The organism is Pseudomonas sp. WS 5503, assembly GCF_012985385.1.
Lineage (GTDB): Bacteria > Pseudomonadota > Gammaproteobacteria > Pseudomonadales > Pseudomonadaceae > Aquipseudomonas > Aquipseudomonas paracarnis.
Window position 1 is genome coordinate 320,683 of sequence record NZ_JAAQWI010000008.1, and the last position, 19,192, is coordinate 339,874.

The 19,192-nt window shown below is 59.2% G+C and carries 20 protein-coding genes; 6 read left to right on the forward strand and 14 right to left on the reverse strand.

Features of this window, described 5'->3' with window-relative positions; genetic code table 11:
* The first annotated feature begins 95 nt into the window (after nucleotides 1–95).
* The 4 genes from HBO10_RS21380 to HBO10_RS21395 are packed head-to-tail and all read left to right on the forward strand — an operon-like array spanning nucleotide 96 to nucleotide 4,009.
* On the forward strand, nucleotides 96–1,022 hold the full coding sequence (locus tag HBO10_RS21380; protein ID WP_034125925.1) for a DUF72 domain-containing protein: 927 nt from the start codon (nucleotides 96–98) through the stop codon (nucleotides 1,020–1,022).
* Nucleotides 1,019–1,795 (forward strand): endonuclease/exonuclease/phosphatase family protein, encoded by a 777-nt coding sequence (locus HBO10_RS21385; protein WP_032895083.1) that lies wholly within the window; start codon nucleotides 1,019–1,021, stop codon nucleotides 1,793–1,795. The genes HBO10_RS21380 and HBO10_RS21385 overlap by 4 nt, the downstream gene beginning before the upstream one ends.
* Nucleotides 1,792–3,054, forward strand: a complete 1,263-nt coding sequence (clsB, locus tag HBO10_RS21390) for a cardiolipin synthase ClsB (protein WP_034125924.1) — start codon at nucleotides 1,792–1,794, stop codon at nucleotides 3,052–3,054. The genes HBO10_RS21385 and clsB overlap by 4 nt, the downstream gene beginning before the upstream one ends.
* A complete protein-coding gene (locus tag HBO10_RS21395) occupies nucleotides 3,044–4,009 on the forward strand; it encodes a lysylphosphatidylglycerol synthase domain-containing protein (protein ID WP_034125923.1) in 966 nt (321 codons plus the stop codon). Before clsB ends, HBO10_RS21395 begins: the two co-directional genes overlap by 11 nt.
* Before the next feature lie 112 nt (nucleotides 4,010–4,121).
* Here the strand turns inward: HBO10_RS21395 and HBO10_RS21400 are convergent, their stop codons facing one another.
* The 3 genes from HBO10_RS21400 to HBO10_RS21410 all read right to left on the reverse strand — a co-directional run bounded on the left by HBO10_RS21400 (nucleotide 4,122) and on the right by HBO10_RS21410 (nucleotide 7,117).
* Nucleotides 4,122–4,877, reverse strand: a complete 756-nt coding sequence (locus HBO10_RS21400; RefSeq protein WP_019818878.1) for an alpha/beta fold hydrolase — start codon at nucleotides 4,875–4,877, stop codon at nucleotides 4,122–4,124.
* Nucleotides 4,867–5,976, reverse strand: a complete 1,110-nt coding sequence (locus HBO10_RS21405) for a DUF3182 family protein (protein ID WP_034125922.1) — start codon at nucleotides 5,974–5,976, stop codon at nucleotides 4,867–4,869. The genes HBO10_RS21400 and HBO10_RS21405 overlap by 11 nt, the downstream gene beginning before the upstream one ends.
* 169 nt (nucleotides 5,977–6,145) lie before the next feature.
* Nucleotides 6,146–7,117, reverse strand: coding sequence for a GlxA family transcriptional regulator (locus HBO10_RS21410; protein WP_034125921.1), 972 nt, complete (start codon nucleotides 7,115–7,117; stop codon nucleotides 6,146–6,148).
* A gap of 96 nt (nucleotides 7,118–7,213) precedes the next feature.
* On the opposite strand from HBO10_RS21410, the gene HBO10_RS21415 reads away from it, so the two are divergent.
* Nucleotides 7,214–7,777 (forward strand): cysteine hydrolase family protein, encoded by a 564-nt coding sequence (locus HBO10_RS21415; RefSeq protein WP_032895077.1) that lies wholly within the window; start codon nucleotides 7,214–7,216, stop codon nucleotides 7,775–7,777.
* Between the two features lie 21 nt (nucleotides 7,778–7,798).
* Here the strand turns inward: HBO10_RS21415 and tam are convergent, their stop codons facing one another.
* The 3 genes from tam to HBO10_RS21430 form a co-directional block, all read right to left on the reverse strand.
* A complete protein-coding gene (gene tam, locus HBO10_RS21420; RefSeq protein ID WP_034125920.1) occupies nucleotides 7,799–8,560 on the reverse strand; it encodes a trans-aconitate 2-methyltransferase in 762 nt (253 codons plus the stop codon).
* A 185-nt stretch (nucleotides 8,561–8,745) separates the two neighbouring features.
* Complete coding sequence (locus tag HBO10_RS21425) at nucleotides 8,746–9,261, reverse strand: single-stranded DNA-binding protein (protein WP_003232445.1); 516 nt, start codon at nucleotides 9,259–9,261, stop codon at nucleotides 8,746–8,748.
* Nucleotides 9,262–9,270: 9 nt separating this feature from the next.
* A complete protein-coding gene (locus HBO10_RS21430; RefSeq protein ID WP_014720149.1) occupies nucleotides 9,271–10,665 on the reverse strand; it encodes an MFS transporter in 1,395 nt (464 codons plus the stop codon).
* Nucleotides 10,666–10,843: 178 nt separating this feature from the next.
* Between HBO10_RS21430 and uvrA the strand changes: the two genes are divergently transcribed.
* Nucleotides 10,844–13,678, forward strand: coding sequence for an excinuclease ABC subunit UvrA (gene uvrA / locus HBO10_RS21435; protein WP_003194630.1), 2,835 nt, complete (start codon nucleotides 10,844–10,846; stop codon nucleotides 13,676–13,678).
* 66 nt (nucleotides 13,679–13,744) lie between these two features.
* On the opposite strand, the gene bfr is transcribed toward uvrA, so the two are convergent.
* The 8 genes from bfr to rpmJ all read right to left on the reverse strand — a co-directional run bounded on the left by bfr (nucleotide 13,745) and on the right by rpmJ (nucleotide 19,164).
* Complete coding sequence (gene bfr, locus HBO10_RS21440; protein ID WP_003176400.1) at nucleotides 13,745–14,209, reverse strand: bacterioferritin; 465 nt, start codon at nucleotides 14,207–14,209, stop codon at nucleotides 13,745–13,747.
* Between the two features lie 155 nt (nucleotides 14,210–14,364).
* Entirely contained in the window at nucleotides 14,365–15,813 is a 1,449-nt protein-coding gene (locus tag HBO10_RS21445; RefSeq protein WP_034125919.1) for a catalase, read from the reverse strand.
* A gap of 237 nt (nucleotides 15,814–16,050) precedes the next feature.
* The gene (gene rplQ, locus HBO10_RS21450; protein ID WP_003176402.1) at nucleotides 16,051–16,437 is read right to left on the reverse strand and encodes a 50S ribosomal protein L17; all 387 of its coding nucleotides are present in this window, start codon (nucleotides 16,435–16,437) and stop codon (nucleotides 16,051–16,053) included.
* A 41-nt stretch (nucleotides 16,438–16,478) separates the two neighbouring features.
* On the reverse strand, nucleotides 16,479–17,480 hold the full coding sequence (rpoA, locus tag HBO10_RS21455; protein ID WP_003176403.1) for a DNA-directed RNA polymerase subunit alpha: 1,002 nt from the start codon (nucleotides 17,478–17,480) through the stop codon (nucleotides 16,479–16,481).
* A 22-nt stretch (nucleotides 17,481–17,502) separates the two neighbouring features.
* Nucleotides 17,503–18,123: a 30S ribosomal protein S4 gene (gene rpsD / locus HBO10_RS21460; protein WP_003176404.1), complete on the reverse strand. Its 621-nt coding sequence runs from the start codon at nucleotides 18,121–18,123 to the stop codon at nucleotides 17,503–17,505.
* A gap of 18 nt (nucleotides 18,124–18,141) precedes the next feature.
* Nucleotides 18,142–18,531: a 30S ribosomal protein S11 gene (gene rpsK / locus HBO10_RS21465; protein ID WP_002555466.1), complete on the reverse strand. Its 390-nt coding sequence runs from the start codon at nucleotides 18,529–18,531 to the stop codon at nucleotides 18,142–18,144.
* Between the two features lie 30 nt (nucleotides 18,532–18,561).
* A complete protein-coding gene (gene rpsM / locus HBO10_RS21470) occupies nucleotides 18,562–18,918 on the reverse strand; it encodes a 30S ribosomal protein S13 (protein ID WP_003194635.1) in 357 nt (118 codons plus the stop codon).
* A 129-nt stretch (nucleotides 18,919–19,047) separates the two neighbouring features.
* A complete protein-coding gene (gene rpmJ, locus HBO10_RS21475) occupies nucleotides 19,048–19,164 on the reverse strand; it encodes a 50S ribosomal protein L36 (RefSeq protein ID WP_002555468.1) in 117 nt (38 codons plus the stop codon).
* Nucleotides 19,165–19,192: the final 28 nt, after the last annotated feature.

Here is a 19,192-nt window from a genome sequence, read left to right on the forward strand (position 1 = left end):
CCTATTACCGCCTGTAGGAATGTGGAAACTTTCAGCCAAATAGCGCAGTCATCCCATAACGGAGGTCACCTCACCCACCATCCACGGGAGTAAACATGGCGGCGATTCACATCGGCATTTCCGGCTGGCGCTACACGCCCTGGCGCGGGGACTTTTACCCCGAAGGGCTGACCCAGAAACGCGAGTTGCAGTTTGCGTCACGCGCCGTCAACAGCATCGAAATCAACGGCTCGTTCTACGCGCTGCAAACCCCCAAGCGCTACGCCGAGTGGTATGCCGATACGCCCGAAGGTTTCCTGTTCAGTGTCAAGGCGCCCCGTTTCATCACGCATATCCTGCGCCTGCGGGACGTGCACAAGCCGATGGCGAATTTCTTCGCTTCCGGCGTGCTGGAACTCAAAGAAAAACTTGGCCCCATCCTCTGGCAGTTTCCGCCCAGCTTCAAATTCGACGCCACGCTGTTCGAAACCTTTTTGGCTGAATTACCTACCGATACCCAGCAGGCAGCCGCCCTCGCCCGCCAGCATGAGCCACGCCTGAACGGCAAGGCGAGCATGAAGGCCTATGCCAAGAAGCCTTTGCGCCATGCCGTGGAGATTCGCAACAAGAGTTTTGCCGTGCCGGAGTTCATCCAACTGCTGGATAAGCACGGTGTGGCGCTGGTGGTCGCGGACACCGCCGGCAAGTGGCCGTACGTGGAAGACGTGACCGCCAACTTCATGTACCTGCGCTTGCACGGCGACAAGCAGTTATACGCCAGCGGTTATAGCGCCGAAGCGCTCCAGCGCTGGGGCGACCGCATCGAGCGCTGGGCCCAGGGCAAGCAGCCTGCCGATGCACACCTCGTCGACCCGCACCACACACCCCGCAGGCGTAAACACCGTGACGTGTTCTGCTTTTTCGACAACGACATCAAAGTTCGCGCCCCCTTCGATGCACGCCAATTGCTGCAACGTTTCGGGCTGGACCAACACCTGCTCACCGAACCTGGCCGGCTGCCGGAACCAGGAGTATTGCCATGACGCATCCAGAGCTGATCCCCACCCCGCCGACCACCGCCATCACCCGTTTCACGGTGCTGACGGTTAATATCCACAAGGGTTTCACCGCACTGAATCGCCGTTTCATCTTGCCCGAGCTGCGTGAAGCGGTGCGCAGCGTGGGCGCAGACATGGTGTTCTTGCAGGAGATCCATGGCACTCACGAACGCCATCCCCAGCGCTACAGCGACTGGCCAAAAATGCCGCAGTATGAATTCCTCGCCGACAGCATCTGGCCGCAGTTTGCCTATGGGCGCAATGCGGTGTACCCCCATGGCGATCATGGCAATGCACTGCTGTCGAAATTCCAGATCATCCGCTACGACAACCTCGATATTTCGCAAAGCGGCCATGAAAACCGCGGCCTGCTGCATTGCGTGTTGCGCCTGCCGGGCAGCGGCCAGCAGGTGCACGCGATCTGCATCCACCTGGGCTTGCGCGAGGTGCATCGCCAACAACAATTGCGCTTGCTGGAACAACGTATCAGCGAGATTCCCGCCGATGCGCCGTTGGTGGTCGCTGGCGATTTCAACGACTGGCGGCAAAAAGCCGACCTGAGCCAAAGCGGCCTGCAGGAAGTGTTCATGCACACCCTCGGCAAACCGGCGCGCACCTTCCCGGCACGCCTGCCGTTGCTGCCGCTGGACCGCATTTATGTGCGCAACCTGACGGTGCACAACCCTCGCGTGCTCACCACTCGTCCCTGGTCCCATTTATCAGACCATGTGCCGCTGTCGGTGGAGGTTGAGCTATGAACGTTGCGGTAGACCATATCGCCACAGACCAACCGCCAGATGACAGCAAGGCGCGAGATCTGGATTACGGCTGGCAGAGCGGCAACCAGGTGGTGTTGCTGGAGAACGGCGAGGCGTACTTTCCTGCCGTGTTCGAGGCATTGCGCAGCGCCGAGCGCGAGATCCTGCTGGAGACCTTCATCCTTTTTGAAGACAAGGTCGGCTTTGAGCTGCACAGCATCCTCATCGAGGCGGCCCAGCGCGGGGTGAAGGTGGTGGTCAGCCTCGACGGTTTTGGTTGCGGCGAGCTGAGCCCGGGCTTCCTGCGGGAGTTGGCCGAAGCCGGGGTGATGGTGCAAATGTTCGACCCGGCGCCCAAGACCTTCGGCATACGCACTAACTGGTTTCGCCGCCTGCACCGCAAGATTGTGGTGGTGGATGCCCGCGTGGCGTTTATCGGCGGGATCAATTTTTCTGCTGACCACTTGGCGGATTTCGGCCCCGAAGCCAAGCAGGATTACGCCGTGCAGGTGATCGGCCCGGCCGTGGCCGACCTGCACCATTTCGCCCTTGCCCAAAGTGGCCGCCAGGTGCGCAGCCGTCGCGGTTGGCGGCGGCGCCAGCAGCGGCCTTCACCCTGGACGAACGAGCCAGGCGACGGCCTGGTACGCCTGATCTACCGCGACAATATCCAGCATCGTGACGACATCGAAGACGCGTATATCCACGCCTTGAGCCAGGCCCGGCAGCGGGTGGTGATCGCCAACGCGTACTTCTTCCCCGGCTATCGCCTGCTTCGCGAGATCCGTAACGCGGCGCGCCGTGGCGTGCAGGTGCAATTGATCATGCAGGGCCAGCCCGACGTGCTGTTGGCAAAACTTGCCGCGCGCATGCTCTATGACTACTTGCTCAAGGATGGCGTGGTGATTCACGAATACTGCCAACGCCCACTGCACGGCAAGGTGGCGCTGGTGGATGACGAATGGAGCACCGTCGGTTCGAGCAACCTGGACCCACTCAGCCTGGCATTGAACCTGGAGGCCAATGTGCTGATTCGCGACCGGGCTTTCAATCAGCAGCTCTACGAACGCCTGGAAGCCCTCGCCCACAATCATTGCCAGACCATGCCGGAAAAGCGCAAGCCACGCCTGTGGCTCTGGCGCTTGACCGTAGGTTTCCTGGTGTTTCATGTGATGCGCCATTTCCCGGTACTGGCCAGTTGGTTGCCGGCCCACAAACCGCGCTTGAAACCTTTTGAGGCCACGCCCCATGACGTCTGAAGCCCGCCCCCAAACGCAAGCCTCGGGGTTCAAGCGCTGGAAGAAACCGCTGACGATTGCGTTCTTCGTGCTGCTGATCGTGTTGTTTACCCTGCTCGCCCGGCGCATCGACTGGAGCGAAGTGTTCCAGACCCTGAGCGAGTTCAAGCTACGCACATTGTTCATCGCCGGCGCGCTGACGCTGTGCAGTTTTATCGTCTATGCCTGCTTCGATTTGATCGGCCGCACCTACATTCGCCAGCCGTTGCGTTGGAAGCAGATATTGCCGGTGGGCATCATCAGCTACGCGTTCAACCTCAACCTCAGCGCCTGGGTCGGCGGCATCGCCATGCGGTATCGGCTGTATTCACGCCTGGGCGTGAGCACCAGCAATATCGCCAAGATCCTCGGCCTGAGCCTGGCCACCAATTGGTTCGGCTATATGGTGTTGGCCGGGGTGGTGTTCAGCAGCGGGTTGGTGACCCTGCCGCCAGGCTGGAAGCTCAGCAGCGGCGCCTTGCAAGGCGTCGGGGTGTTATTGGTGATCGCGAGCCTGGGCTACCTGGCGGCGTGCCGGTTTTCGAAAAAGCGTGCGTGGTCGATTCGCGGTATCGAGATCAACTTGCCGTCGTTGCGCATGGCCTGTTTGCAGTTGGCCCTGGGTGCGTTGAACTGGTCATTGATGGCCGCGGTGATCTTTACCTTGCTGCCGGCCAAACTGGATTACCCACTGGTGCTGGGCGTGCTGTTGATCAGTGCGATTGCCGGGGTGGTCACCCATATCCCCGCCGGGTTGGGGGTGTTGGAGGCGGTGTTCATTGCGCTGTTGCAACATGAGGCGTCGCGGGGGAGTTTGCTGGCGGGGCTGATCGCGTATCGGGCGATTTACTTTATCTGCCCGTTGTTGATTGCATTGGTGATGTATTTGGGGGTGGAGGCCAAGGCCAAGGCGTTGCGAGTGAAGAAGACAGCCTGATGAGGCGGTGGTGACTGTTGAATCGCTATCGCGGGCAAGCCCGGCTCCCACAGGGGAATGCATTCCAAGGTGGTGCCAGGCTTGCCCGCGATAGCGATCACAAGGGCAACGACTATCGGGCCTGAATGATGCTCAACCGCTCCCCCACCACCATCTCGGTAATCCAGTCCACCAGGATCGAGGTGTACGCCTGCTGCGACACCGGGTCGCTCAGGGAATGGTCGGCGCCGTCGATGATGCGGTGGGTCAGCGAATGGGTCTGCTGGCACGCTGCGCGGTAACTCATGATGGTGGCGTGGGGCACATGGTCGTCGGTTTCCGACTCGACAATCAGCACATCGCCGGTAAATTGCGCGCAGGCATGCAGGGCGCGGTTGGTTTCGGCGTGCACGAGGGTGCCGCGGTAATCCATCAGGTCGGCTTTATCCAAGTCGCGCTTGGGCTTGAGCCATTCCTGGTCGCGGTACAGCGCCGGCACTCGCAGCGCCAGCCAACGTACCGGGCGCAATGAGGTGAGGATCGCCGCGAGGTACCCGCCATAACTGGTGCCCACCACTGCCACCGCCGAGGTGTCGATAGCCGGGTGGGACAGCAGGCGATCGTAAGCGGCCAACAGGTCGCGCAGGTTGTCTTCGCGGGTGACGCGGGACAAGGGGATGCCGGTGCCAGCATGGCCACGCAGGTCGAAGGTCAGGCATACACATCCAAGGCCTGCGATGCCTTTGGCCCGCTCCAGGTCGCGCTCCTGGCTGCCGCCCCAGCCGTGCACGAACAACACGCCGGGCACTTTGGACTTGGGACTGAGGAATGTCCCGCTCATCTGTTCGTCGTCTATATCGATGGTGATGCTCTCGCTTCTAGCCGTCATAAGTCTTGACCGTCACATACTTGAGTAGAAAGTCGCTGTTTTCGGCCGGGCCTCGGTATACCTCGATGGCATCCGCCGGCAGCGCCTGGTCTACATAGGTTTCTACCGAGGACACACGGATGGCCTTAAGGCCCGGATGGTTGATAAAACTCTGCAACGCCGCGACTTCCGCGCTGCTGGCCCCGCCCATGCGCCAGGATTGTTCGAGCACACCACTGCGGCGCTGGCCTGTGCTGTCCAGGCCTTGGGCGATGTCGTAGTTGCGGCGCGAGGCGAAGAAGCCTGGGTAGGCCTCATTCGCAGCACGGTCGAAAACCAGCGCCTGTTCGATGGCCTCACGCACGTCTTCAGGCAGATCCAGTTTGAGCAGGGCAGCGTAATCACCGGGGACGACCAGCAGATCGGAACCGCCGTAGACCTCTTCCCCCTGCCCGTCTTGCGTCAGGTGCTGCTCGCCGCAGTAGCTGAAGAGGTGATCGCCGATAAAGCTCTGGCCTACACTGTGGGTGACCACCGCGTGCAGGTCTTGTTCCAGCACCACACCTTCATTGAACATTCGGGCCGCTTCCGGGCGCGCCACTATCGCGTCGAACTCATCCAGGCTGTGGATAACTTCCTGCCCCCGCCCTGCACAGGCATTTACGGGTTTCAGACGAATCGGGCCGCTGTAGAGCAAGCGGGTCGCGGCAGGCCGTGCATCCTCAAGGGCGAACACACTCACACCGTCCAACACCACGTCACGCACACGCTCGCAGAATGACGGCGACCAGCCTTCGGGCGCCTTGGCCTCGGGACTCAGCAGCCCGTGACTGATGGCTTTGGTGCAGATGAACGCGTGATCGACATAGCCGCCCCACAGATCTTGTGGCCCCTTGATATTGAGCTGGCGCGCTTGGGCTGGCCCGACCAGGGTTTGCGTGGGCAGCAGATACAACTCCCGACCCGCATGCAGGGCCGGGTCGTAACTGCCACCGAACTTGAGCCCCAGGATCTGCGCGAGCCAGCGTGCGAGGGCGCGGTTGGTTTCGATTTCATGCAGGGGCGCCCCCTCTCGCATGGAGTGGGCGACCACCAACTTCTTGCGACTTATGGGGGTCATGCGGTCCCCTTTTCTATCAACCTTTGTGTAGCAGTGAGGTTGCATGGATCAGGCCAACGCTGGGATTGAGGGAAGAGCTGTTAAATCAATCAGTTGCGCAAAGGGTGATGGCCGTTAGCCTGTTTTATTCTGCACGACCCGGGGAGAAGCCTGCGGCGTTCTGCACGATTCAAACCCCGAAGCGGTTGCGGTAATCGCTGGGGGACAGGCCGGTGATTTTCTTGAAGATGACGCGAAAGGCGCTGGGGTCCTGATAGCCCACGGTCCAGGCAATGTGATCGATCGTGCCGTTGGTGAACTCCAGCATCTGCCGCGCCTTGCCGACTCGCAGATGCTGACAGTACTCGGTGGGTTTCAGCCCGGTGGCGTTGCGAAAGCGGCGCAAGAACGTGCGCTCCTCCAGGTTCGCCTCCTGCGCCATCGCCGCCACGGACACATCCACCGCACCACTGGCCTGCAGCCAATGCTGGACCTTGAGGACCGCACCATCACCATGCCTGAGAATCGGCGCAAAGTTGCTACCGCACTGGCTGGCACTGGCGCTGTGCTCGATCACCAGAAAGCGCGCAGTGTCAGCTGCAATGCTCGGCCCCATAAGCCGATCGACCAGGCGCAGGCCCAATTCCGACCAAGCCATCAGCCCAGCGGAGGTGATCAGGTCGCCGTCATCGACAATAGGTTTATCCGCTTCCAGTCGCACCGCCGGGTAACAGGCCGCAAAAGACTTCGCGGAGGACCAGTGGGTGGTGGCACTGCGGCCATCCAGCAGGCCGCTGCGTGCCAGCATGATCGAGCCGATGCACACGCCGCCCAGCACGGTGCCGCCCGCATGTTGCAGGCGCAGCCATTCCAGCAGCGCAGGCGGCGCCTGGTCTTCGGTGAACTCTGCAATCGAGGGCGGCACCAACACGGCCATCATCGGTTGCTCGGGGCCTGGGTGGCTGTCGAACGTGCGCGCGGGCGTGCCGTGGGCATCTACCTGCCAGTGGCTGACCCGCAGCAGCGGTAATTGCGCAGATTCATGCTCGGCGGCGATGCGGTTAGCGACCCCGAACAGGTCGGTCAGCCCGTGGACTGCGGCGAGTTGTGCGCCCTGGTAGATCAACACACCCAGCTCGACAGTGCTGCGTTGCGCGGCCATTGTCAGTTTTCCCCCTGTTATTGTCGGTGCAGCCAATTCTCGGTGTGATCGCCAGCTAAGATACTAGGCCCATCAACCCATCACGAGGCAACACACATGGCCAAGCAGGCGCTCATCCTAATCGATATCCAGAACGACTACTTCCCCCAGGGCAAGTGGCCGCTCGACGGCGTGGAAGCCGCAGCGGACAAGGCGGCGCAGGTGCTCCAGGCGTTTCGGCAGGCAGGCGATGCGGTGATTCATGTACGGCATGAGTTCGCTGGCGACGACGCACCGTTCTTCACACCGGGCTCCGAAGGCGCGCATTTGCATGCCAAGGTGCTCAACGAGGGCGATGAACCGGTGGTGCTCAAACACTTCGTGAATGCGTTTCGCCAAACCAACCTGCGCGAATTGCTGGAACAGCGCAGCATCACCGATGTGGTGGTGGTGGGTAGCATGAGCCATATGTGCGTTGACGCCGTGGTGCGGGCGGCAGCGGACCTGGGCTACAAGGTTACGGTGATCCATGACGCCTGCGCGACCCGCGACCAGGAATTCAACGGCCAGGTGATTCCGGCGGCACAGGTGCACGGGGCGTACATGGCCTCCCTGGCATTTGGCTATGCGGGTGTAGTGTCGGCAGAGGAATATCTGAAAGCCCAAGCAGCGGCTGCGTGACCGCCACCTGGGCTGATCGCTTTAGCGTGTGGCAATGATGAACAGCCGCGGAAAGGGCAACAACACCGTGCCATCGGCCAGGGCTGGATAAGCCTGGGTAATTCGCGCCTGGTATTGCTGCAGGAAGGCGGCTTTTTCATCGTCCGTCAACGGCGCAAGAAAAGGCCGCAATGCCGAAGCCTTGAACCACTCCACCACCGCCGCGTGGTCCGCCAAGGGGTGTTGATAGGTGGTGCGCCACACGTCCACGGTACTGCAATGCTTGCTCAGCAGTTCGTAGTAGTAACTGGCGGTGTGCCGTTCATTGTGTTTGACCGCCCCTATCTTTGCCGACCATGGGCCATCGGCCGCGACTTCTCGGGCCAGGCGATGAGCGGGCTCGTCAAGGTTGTCCGGGGTTTGCACCGCTAGCGTACCGCCTGGGTTCAGTTGGTGGACCAAATGCGGGTAGAGCGTGGCGTGGTCGGGCAGCCATTGCAGCGAGGCATTGGCCAGAATCACATCCAAGCGTTGCGCAGGATGCCAGGCGCCGATGTCCGCCAGCTCGAAGTTCAACCTGGGCAGGCGCTTGCGGGCATTTGCCAACATGTCATCGGAGCTGTCCATGCCAGTGACGTGCGCTTGGGGGAAACGTTCGGCCAGCACTTCAGTGGAGTTTCCCGGCCCGCACCCCAGGTCGACTGCGGTGCCCACGTCGGTGTTGGGAATTGCCGCAACCAGGTCACGGACGGGGCGAGTGCGCTGCTGTTCGAACATCGTGTACTGCTTGGCGGACCAGGTCATCACAGCCTTCCTTCTTTGTTAGAGGTGGCGCCAGCCTAAATCTTGTGAGCCATGAGAACAAATGCTGGGGTTGGTGTGCTGCCTGTACAAAGGCACCCCACGCGCGACGCCTGCACGTCGACCATAAAAAACCCCCGATGCTTTCGCTATCGGGGGTTTTGTTTGTTCAGGGTCGGTCTTGGACCTTAGAACGGGATATCGTCATCAAAGCTGTCAAAATCCGGAGCCGGTTGCGGAGCAGCCTGTTGTGGTGCTGGGCGCGACTCACGCTGTGGCTGCTGGCTTGGCTGCGGACGCGACTGCTGTGGGCGCGGTGCCGAGTTGGACATGCCGCCCTGGCCCTGTTGGTCGCCCTGTGGACGGCCGCCCAGCAGTTGCATGGTGCCTTGCATGTCGACCACGATTTCGGTGGTGTAACGCTTGATGCCGTCTTTTTCCCACTCGCGGGTTTGCAGTTTGCCTTCGATGTACACCTGCGAACCTTTGCGCAGGTATTCACCGGCGATCTCCGCAACCTTGCCGAACATCGACACGCGGTGCCATTCGGTCTTCTCGACCTTCTGGCCGGTCTGCTTGTCGGTCCACTGTTCGCTGGTCGCCAGGCTCAGGTTGGTCACGGCGTTACCGTTAGGCAAGTAGCGAACTTCGGGATCCTGGCCGCAAGTACCGACCAATATGACTTTGTTAACCCCACGGGCCATAACGTTCTCCTAGGCTGGGCGCGCTGTCGGCACTGGGTTGACCAGTTGCTCGAGCGTCGCGCGATCCAATAATTCGGTGTCCAATTTGATGTAAATGGCCGCCTCTTCAGCGACCACGACTGCATCCGTTACCCCTACGACAGCCTTCAGGCGCTCTACCAGGCCGGCTTCGCGGATCGCCTCGGGCGATAGCGGCAAACGCAGACTGGTGACGTAGGGAGGTTCGCGCATGGTAACAGCAAAGACCAGCCAAAGTGCAGCCAGCCCGGCGCATCCGAGGAACACAACCGACAAACCGCCATGCTGGAACATCCAGCCGCCCATGATGCCCCCCAACGCGGAACCCAGGAACTGGCTGGTGGAATACACCCCCATGGCCGTGCCCTTGCCGCCTGCCGGTGAAACTTTACTGATCAGTGACGGCAACGACGCTTCGAGCAGGTTGAAGGCGGTGAAAAACACCACCGTACCGATCACCAATGCTCGCAGGCTGTCGCCGAACTGCCAGAAGAATAGTTCAGTGAGCATCAATGTCGCGACGGCGCCGAGTAAAACTCGTTTCATTTTGCGTTTCTTCTCGCCATAGATGATGAACGGGATCATGGCGAAGAACGAAATCAACAGCGCAGTGAGGTAGACCCACCAGTGCTGTTCCTTGGGCAGGCCGGCTTTTTCCACCAGGGCCAGGGGCAAGGCGACGAAGCTGCACATCAGCATGGCGTGTAATACGAAGATACCTAAATCCAGGCGCAGCAGGTCCGGGTGCTTGAGCGTGGGAAGCAACGCCTTGCGTGCGACGCCCGATTCACGATGCTGCAGGGTACCGGTGGAGCGCGGCACCATAAAGGCAACTATCAGGATGCCAAACAACGCCATGCCGCCCGTGGCCAGGAACAGCCCATGCAAGCCGAACGCGCGCGTGAGCAAGGGCCCGACCACCATGGCCACGGCAAACGACAGGCCGATGGTCATGCCGATCATCGCCATGGCCTTGGTGCGGTGTTGTTCGCGGGTCAGGTCCGACAGCAGCGCCATCACGGCGGCGGAAATCGCACCGGCGCCCTGCAGGATGCGGCCGGCGATCACGCCCCAGATCGAATCGGATTGGGCCGCTAGCACACTGCCAAGGGCGAATACGATCAGCCCGAGATAGATCACCGGGCGACGGCCAATGCGGTCGGAAATAATCCCGAACGGGATCTGGAAAATTGCCTGGGTCAGGCCATAGGCACCAATCGCCAGGCCGATCAAGGCGGGGGTCGCACCTGCGAGATCCATCCCATAGGTGGCCAGCACTGGCAACACCATAAACATGCCCAGCATACGGAAGGCGAACACCAGGGCCAGCCCGCTTGCCGCTCGGGTCTCGCCGCTACTCATGCGTTCGCTGTGGGGATCGTGCATGGAAAAACCTCGTGTGAACCGGCGGCGATTCTACCAGTCCCATCGATTGAGAGGGTATATGCGGCGCTTTGCCGCGCAGCTTTCATGTAAGGCTGCAAGCGGCGTTTTGACAGTGTATATTCATCCAGTCTTTAGCCGTATACTCCGGCATCATTTACGCCCGCCGTGCGAGGCCATCTTGGACAAGATCCTGATTCGTGGGGCTAGAACCCACAACCTGAAGAACATCGACCTGACCCTGCCCCGGGACAAACTGATCGTCATCACCGGCTTGTCCGGCTCCGGCAAATCGTCCCTGGCGTTCGACACGCTGTATGCCGAAGGTCAGCGTCGCTATGTGGAATCGCTGTCGGCCTACGCCCGGCAGTTCCTGTCGATGATGGAAAAGCCCGATGTCGACACCATTGAAGGCCTGTCGCCGGCTATTTCCATCGAGCAGAAATCCACGTCCCACAACCCGCGCTCCACCGTGGGTACCATTACCGAGATCTACGACTACCTGCGCCTGCTCTACGCACGCGTGGGTATCCCCCGCTGCCCGGACCACGATATCCCCCTGGAAGCCCAGACCGTCAGCCAGATGGTCGACCTGGTGCTGGCCCAGCCCGAAGGCGCCAAGCTGATGCTGCTGGCGCCTGTCATTCGCGAGCGCAAGGGCGAACACCTGTCGGTCTTCGAAGAGCTGCGTGCTCAGGGTTTTGTACGTGCGCGCATCAACGGCAAGCTCTATGAGCTGGACGAAGCGCCGAAGCTGGACAAGCAGAAAAAGCACTCCATTGATGTGGTGGTCGACCGATTCAAGGTGCGCGCCGACTTGCAGCAGCGTTTGGCGGAATCGTTCGAAACCGCGCTGAAGCTGGCCGATGGCATTGCCCTGGTAGCGCCGATGGATGACGAGCCAGGCGAAGAGATCATCTTCTCCGCACGCTTCGCCTGCCCGATCTGTGGCCATGCCATCAGCGAGCTCGAACCCAAACTGTTTTCCTTCAACAACCCGGCCGGCGCCTGCCCGACTTGCGACGGCCTGGGTGTGAAGCAGTTTTTCGACATCAAGCGCCTGGTCAATGGCGAGCTGACCTTGGCCGAGGGGGCGATACGCGGATGGGACAGGCGTAACGTCTACTACTTCCAGATGCTTGGGTCGTTGGCCTCCCACTACAAGTTCAGCCTGGAAGTACCGTTCAACCAACTTCCGGCAGACCAGCAGAAGGTCATTCTAAATGGCAGCGGTTCGCAGAATGTCGACTTCAAATACCTGAACGATCGCGGCGATATCGTCAAGCGCTCGCACCCGTTCGAAGGCATCGTGCCGAACCTGGAACGCCGCTACCGCGAAACCGAATCGGCGAGCGTGCGCGAGGAGCTGGCGAAGTTCCTCAGCACACAGCCATGCCCGGATTGCCGTGGCACGCGCCTGCGCCGTGAAGCCCGGCATGTATGGGTGGGCGAGAAGACCCTGCCGGCAGTAACCAACCTGCCGATCGGCGATGCCTGTGAATACTTTGGCGTGCTGAAGCTGACCGGTCGTCGTGGAGAGATTGCCGACAAGATCCTCAAGGAGATTCGCGAGCGATTGCAGTTCCTGGTCAACGTGGGCCTGGACTATCTGTCGCTGGACCGCAGTGCCGATACCCTGTCTGGCGGTGAGGCACAGCGCATTCGCCTGGCCAGCCAGATCGGCGCCGGCCTCGTGGGCGTGCTGTATATCCTCGACGAACCCTCGATTGGCTTGCACCAACGGGATAACGACCGCCTGCTGGGCACGCTGAAACACCTGCGCGATATCGGCAATACCGTGATCGTGGTCGAGCATGATGAAGACGCTATCCGCCTGGCGGACTACGTGGTCGATATCGGCCCCGGCGCGGGCGTGCATGGTGGCCATATCGTTGCTGAAGGCACGCCTGCCGAGGTGATGGCACATCCTGATTCACTGACCGGCAAATACTTGTCTGGCCGTGTGAAGATTGAAGTACCCGCCAAGCGAACGCCGCGTAACAAGAAGATGGCGCTGCATCTCAAGGGCGCGCGCGGGAACAACCTGCGCAATGTCGACTTGGAGATTCCGCTGGGCCTGCTGACCTGCGTGACCGGTGTTTCCGGTTCGGGCAAGTCGACGCTGATCAACAACACCCTGTTCCCACTGAGTGCCACCGCCCTGAATGGCGCGACCACCCTGGAAGCGGCGGCTCACGACAGCATCAAGGGCCTGGAGCATCTGGACAAGGTGGTCGACATCGACCAGAGCCCGATTGGGCGTACGCCTCGCTCCAACCCAGCCACCTACACCGGGCTGTTTACCCCTATCCGTGAGTTGTTCGCTGGCGTGCCAGAGTCGCGCTCACGGGGTTATGGGCCGGGCCGCTTCTCGTTCAACGTTAAGGGCGGCCGCTGTGAAGCGTGCCAGGGCGATGGCCTGATCAAGGTGGAAATGCACTTCCTGCCGGACATCTACGTGCCGTGCGATGTGTGCAAGAGCAAGCGCTACAACCGCGAGACCCTGGAGATCAAGTACAAGGGCAAGAGCATCCATGAAACCCTGGAGATGACGATCGAGGAAGCTCGCGAGTTCTTCGACGCAGTGCCGGCGCTGGCGCGCAAGCTGCAGACGCTGATGGATGTGGGCCTGTCGTACATCAAGCTGGGGCAGTCAGCGACCACGCTGTCGGGTGGCGAGGCGCAACGGGTCAAGCTGTCTCGCGAGCTGTCCAAGCGTGATACCGGCAAAACCTTGTACATCCTCGATGAGCCGACCACTGGCCTGCACTTCGCGGATATCCAGCAGTTGCTGGACGTACTGCACCGCTTGCGGGACCACGGCAATACCGTGGTGGTGATCGAGCACAACCTTGATGTGATCAAGACTGCCGACTGGCTGGTAGACCTGGGGCCAGAAGGTGGTTCTAAGGGTGGCCAGATCATCGCAGTGGGCACTCCGGAGCAGGTTTCCGAAATGCCTCAATCGCACACCGGTTACTACTTGAAACCGTTGCTGGAACGCGACAGGGCCTGATTTTTTCATCGCCCAATAAAAAGCCCCTGCCACTTTGCGGTGACAGGGGCTTTTTGTAACCGGGAATCAGAACTGCGATTGCAGGTAATTCTCCAGGCCGATCAACTTGATCAGGCCCAACTGCTTTTCCAGCCAGTAGGTGTGATCTTCTTCGGTGTCATTCAACTGCACCCGCAATATTTCGCGGGTGACATAGTCGTTGTGCTGTTCGCAAAGCTCGATGCCCTTGCAGAGTGCGGCACGTACCTTGTACTCAAGGCGAAGATCGGCAGCGAGCATGTCTGGCACTGTGGTACCCACGTCCAGATCATCAGGACGCATACGCGGCGTGCCTTCGAGCATCAGAATGCGGCGCATCAGGGCGTCAGCGTGCTGTGCCTCTTCTTCCATTTCGTGGTTGATACGCTCATAGAGCTCGGTAAAGCCCCAGTCTTCGTACATACGCGAATGGATGAAATATTGGTCACGAGCTGCCAGTTCGCCCGTCAGCAACGTGTTGAGGTAATCGATTACGTCGGGGTGACCTTGCATCGCCCTACATCTCCCTGCTTGAAAGACTGTAGTTTGAACCATGCTGACTTGAAGGTCACGGGACAAACGGCAGAAAAGTGAAGATTTCCGGAGAAAAGTAGCTGAAATAACGCAAAAACCGCCCAAATGAGGGCGGTTCTGCTTATCGTTTAGAGTCAGTTAAGCGATACACCCAGTGCCCTTGCGATTGCGTCTCCGTAAGCCGGGTCGGCCTTATAGAAGTGCTGCAGTTGACGCTGGACCACATCGCTGGAAACGCCACCCATAGCACCGGCGATGTTATTGGTGAGCAGGGCTTTCTGCTCATCATTCATCAGACGGAACAGCGCACCGGCGTGGCTGTAGTAGTCCGTATCTTCGCGGTGATCGTAACGATCGGCGGCGCCGCTCAGGGCCAGTGCTGGCTCTGCATATTGCGGGGCTTGTTTCGGTGCGTCGGCATAGCTGTTTGGCTCGTAGTTCGGAGCCGCCCCACCATTGCTGCCAAAAGCCATGGAACCGTCACGCTGGTAGCTGTTAACCGGGCTACGTGGTGCGTTCACCGGCAGTTGCTGGTGGTTAGTGCCCACACGATAACGGTGAGCATCGGCGTAGGCGAAAACTCGACCTTGGAGCATACGGTCTGGCGACAGGCCAACGCCTGGGACCATGTTGCTTGGGCCAAATGCGGCCTGCTCGACTTCGGCGAAGTAGTTCTGCGGATTACGATTGAGCTCCAACTCACCCACTTCAATCAACGGGAATTCTTTTTGCGACCAGGTCTTGGTCACGTCAAACGGGTTCTCGTAATGGGCGTTCGCCTGTGCCTCGGTCATGATCTGGATGCACACGCGCCACTTGGGGAAGTCACCGCGCTCGATTGCACCAAACAGATCGCGCTGGGCGTAGTCAGGATCGGTACCCGCCAAGCGGGCAGCCTCGGCCGGAGCCAGGTTTTTAATGCCTTGCTTGGTCTTGTAGTGCCACTTCACCCAATGACGCTCGCCCTGGGCGTTGATCAGGCTGTAAGTGTGGCTGCCGAAACCGTGCATGTGACGGTAGCCGTCTGGAATCCCGCGGTCCGAAAATAGGATGGTGACCTGGTGCAACGCCTCTGGTGAGTGCGACCAGAAGTCCCACATCATCTGCGCGCTCTTCAGGTTGCTCTGCGGCAGGCGTTTCTGGGTGTGGATAAAATCCGGGAACTTCAGCGGATCACGGATAAAGAACACAGGGGTGTTGTTACCGACGATGTCCCAGTTGCCTTCCTCGGTGTAGAACTTCAAGGCGAAGCCACGTGGATCGCGCTCAGTGTCGGCCGAACCGCGCTCTCCACCTACCGTGGAGAAACGCAGGAACGTAGGGGTCTGCTTGCCAACGGACTCGAACAATTTGGCGCTGGTGTATTGGGTAATGTCTTTTGTCACCGTGAAGGTCCCGAAGGCACCCGAACCTTTGGCGTGCACGCGACGCTCAGGGATATTTTCACGGTTGAAGTGAGCGAGCTTCTCGATCAGGTGAAAATCGTCGAGCAGCAAGGGGCCACGAGGGCCGGCGGAACGTGAGTTCTGATTGTCCGCAACGGGCGCGCCGCTGGCGGTGGTAAGGACTTTATTCTGGCTCATGCGCATCTTCCTCAGGTCGGGCTTGAAACTGCCGGCTAATCGGCTTGGAGGGAGTATTGACCATCCACATGACACCTACAAATTCATTAAATTGTAGGCTTCAATAGAAAATAACTACCAACATGCCCGACGCTCATAGTGAAGCGTGCCGCCTGAAGATTCTTGTACGTAACGCGCTTGTGTTACGCGCACAAAAAACCGGGCACTAGGCCCGGTTCTTCGTTGCAGCTTGTCGTATTACTCGGCGCTTACAGCTTCGCCGGCAGTAGCACGATCAACCAACTCGACGTACGCCATAGGCGCGTTGTCGCCAGCGCGGAAACCGCACTTGAGGATGCGCAGGTAGCCGCCCTCACGGGTAGCGTAACGCTTGCCCAGGTCGTTGAAGAGCTTACCAACGATAGCTTTCGAACGAGTACGGTCGAAAGCCAGACGGCGGTTAGCCAGGCTGTCTGTCTTGGCCAAAGTGATCAGCGGCTCAGCAACGCGACGCAGTTCTTTAGCTTTCGGCAGTGTAGTTTTGATCAGCTCGTGCTCGAACAGCGACACCGCCATGTTTTGGAACATGGCCTTACGGTGCGAGCTGGTACGGCTCAGGTGACGACCACTTTTACGATGACGCATGGTTCATTCCTTACCAAACTCACGTTCGGTGATTACGACGATCAGGCAGTCGCCTTGTCGTCCTTCTTAAGACTTGCAGGCGGCCAGTTGTCGAGGCGCATGCCGAGGGACAGACCGCGGGAGGCCAGAACGTCCTTGATTTCAGTCAAGGATTTCTTGCCCAGGTTCGGAGTCTTCAACAGTTCTACTTCGGTGCGCTGGATCAGGTCACCGATGTAGTAAATGTTTTCCGCCTTAAGGCAGTTCGCCGAACGTACAGTCAGTTCCAGATCGTCAACCGGGCGAAGCAGGATCGGATCGATCTCGTCTTCCTGCTCGATTACCACTGGTTCGCTGTCACCTTTGAGGTCGACGAACGCAGCCAACTGCTGTTGCAGAATGGTTGCAGCGCGGCGGATAGCCTCTTCAGGATCCAGGGTACCGTTGGTTTCCAGATCAATAACCAGCTTGTCCAGGTTAGTACGCTGCTCGACACGGGCGTTTTCCACCACGTATGCGATACGGCGAACCGGGCTGAACGAAGAGTCAAGCTGCAAGCGACCAATGCTGCGGCTTTCGTCTTCATCGCTCTGACGCGAGTCGGCCGGTTCATAACCACGACCACGAGCTACAGTGAGCTTCATGTTCAGGGCGCCGTTAGACGCCAGGTTAGCGATTACGTGATCGGGGTTAACGATCTCGACATCATGATCCAGCTGAATATCGGCAGCGGTAACCACCCCCGAACCCTTCTTCGACAAGGTCAGCGTAACTTCGTCACGGCCGTGCAGCTTGATAGCCAGACCTTTAAGGTTCAACAGGATTTCAATTACGTCTTCCTGTACACCTTCGATGGCGCTGTACTCGTGGAGCACACCGTCAATCTCGGCCTCGACTACTGCACAGCCGGGCATTGAGGACAACAGGATGCGGCGCAGCGCGTTGCCCAGGGTGTGGCCAAAACCACGCTCGAGAGGCTCGAGAGTAATTTTGGCGCGGGTTGGACTGACAACCTGCACATCAATGTGGCGGGGTGTCAGGAACTCATTTACCGAAATCTGCATGGATGCACCTATTTTCTAGCCCTTACTTGGAGTAGAGCTCGACAATCAGGCTTTCGTTGATGTCGGCGGACAGATCACTGCGAGCAGGAACGTTCTTGAAAACGCCCGACTTCTTCTCAGTGTCTACTTCTACCCATTCTACGCGGCCACGTTGGGCACACAGATCGAGAGCTTGGACAATGCGAAGTTGGTTTTTTGCTTTCTCGCGAACTGCGACCACGTCACCAGCACGAACCTGGTAGGACGGAACGTTTACGGTCTGACCGTTAACGCTGATCGACTTGTGCGATACCAGCTGACGGGATTCGGCACGAGTCGAACCAAAGCCCATACGGTATACAACGTTGTCCAGACGGCATTCGAGCAGTTGCAGCAGGTTTTCACCGGTTGCACCTTTCTTGCCAGCAGCTTCTTTGTAGTAGCCGCTGAACTGACGCTCGAGAACGCCGTAGATACGACGGACCTTCTGCTTTTCACGCAGTTGGGTGCCGTAGTCGGACTGGCGACCGCGGCGTTGGCCGTGGATACCAGGTGCTGCTTCAATGTTGCACTTCGATTCGATCGCGCGCACGCCGCTCTTCAGGAAGAGATCGGTGCCTTCGCGACGAGCGAGTTTGCATTTTGGACCAATGTAACGAGCCATTCTTTACAATCTCCTGGATTACACGCGGCGCTTCTTCGGCGGACGGCACCCGTTGTGCGGGATTGGCGTCACGTCGGTGATGCTGGCGATCTTATAGCCACAGCCGTTCAAAGCACGGACAGCAGACTCACGACCTGGACCTGGACCTTTGACGTTAACGTCGAGGTTTTTCAGGCCGTATTCCAGCGCAGCTTGACCAGCACGTTCAGCAGCTACTTGAGCAGCAAACGGGGTGGACTTGCGGGAACCGCGGAAACCCGAACCACCGGAGGTAGCCCAAGAAAGCGCGTTACCTTGACGGTCGGTGATGGTCACGATTGTGTTGTTAAAAGATGCATGGATGTGGGCGATGCCATCAACCACTGTCTTTTTAACTTTTTTACGAGGACGAGCAGCAGGTTTTGCCATGATAATTTTCCTGTCGATTCGCTGGGGCGATTACTTGCGGATCGGCTTACGCGGACCTTTACGGGTACGCGCGTTAGTCTTGGTACGCTGACCGCGTACTGGAAGACCACGACGATGACGCAGACCGCGATAGCAACCGAGGTCCATCAAACGCTTGATTTTCATGTTGATTTCGCGACGCAGGTCACCTTCAGTGGTGAACTTCGCCACTTCGCCACGCAGCTGTTCAATCTGCTCGTCGCTCAGATCCTTGATCTTAGCGGCTGGGTTTACCCCAGCAACTGCGCAAATTTTCTGCGCAGTAGTGCGACCAACACCATAGATGTAGGTCAGCGAGATAACAGTGTGCTTGTTATCTGGAATGTTAACGCCTGCAATACGGGCCATTCAGTGGGACTCCAATTGACAGCTACCTACGCCCCGGAAGCCAAGAAATAGGGCGCGAGATAATATCGCTGTAATAACAAATAATCAACCCGGCAGCGCACTAGCTGCCGGGCTTCAAGCGGATCACACTCAGCCTTGGCGCTGTTTGTGACGCGGTTCCGCGCTGCAAATTACTCGAACAACACCTTCGCGGCGAATAATCTTGCAGTTACGGCACAGCTTTTTCACCGATGCACGAACTTTCATCACCAACTCCTCGAACCTTATGGGGTAC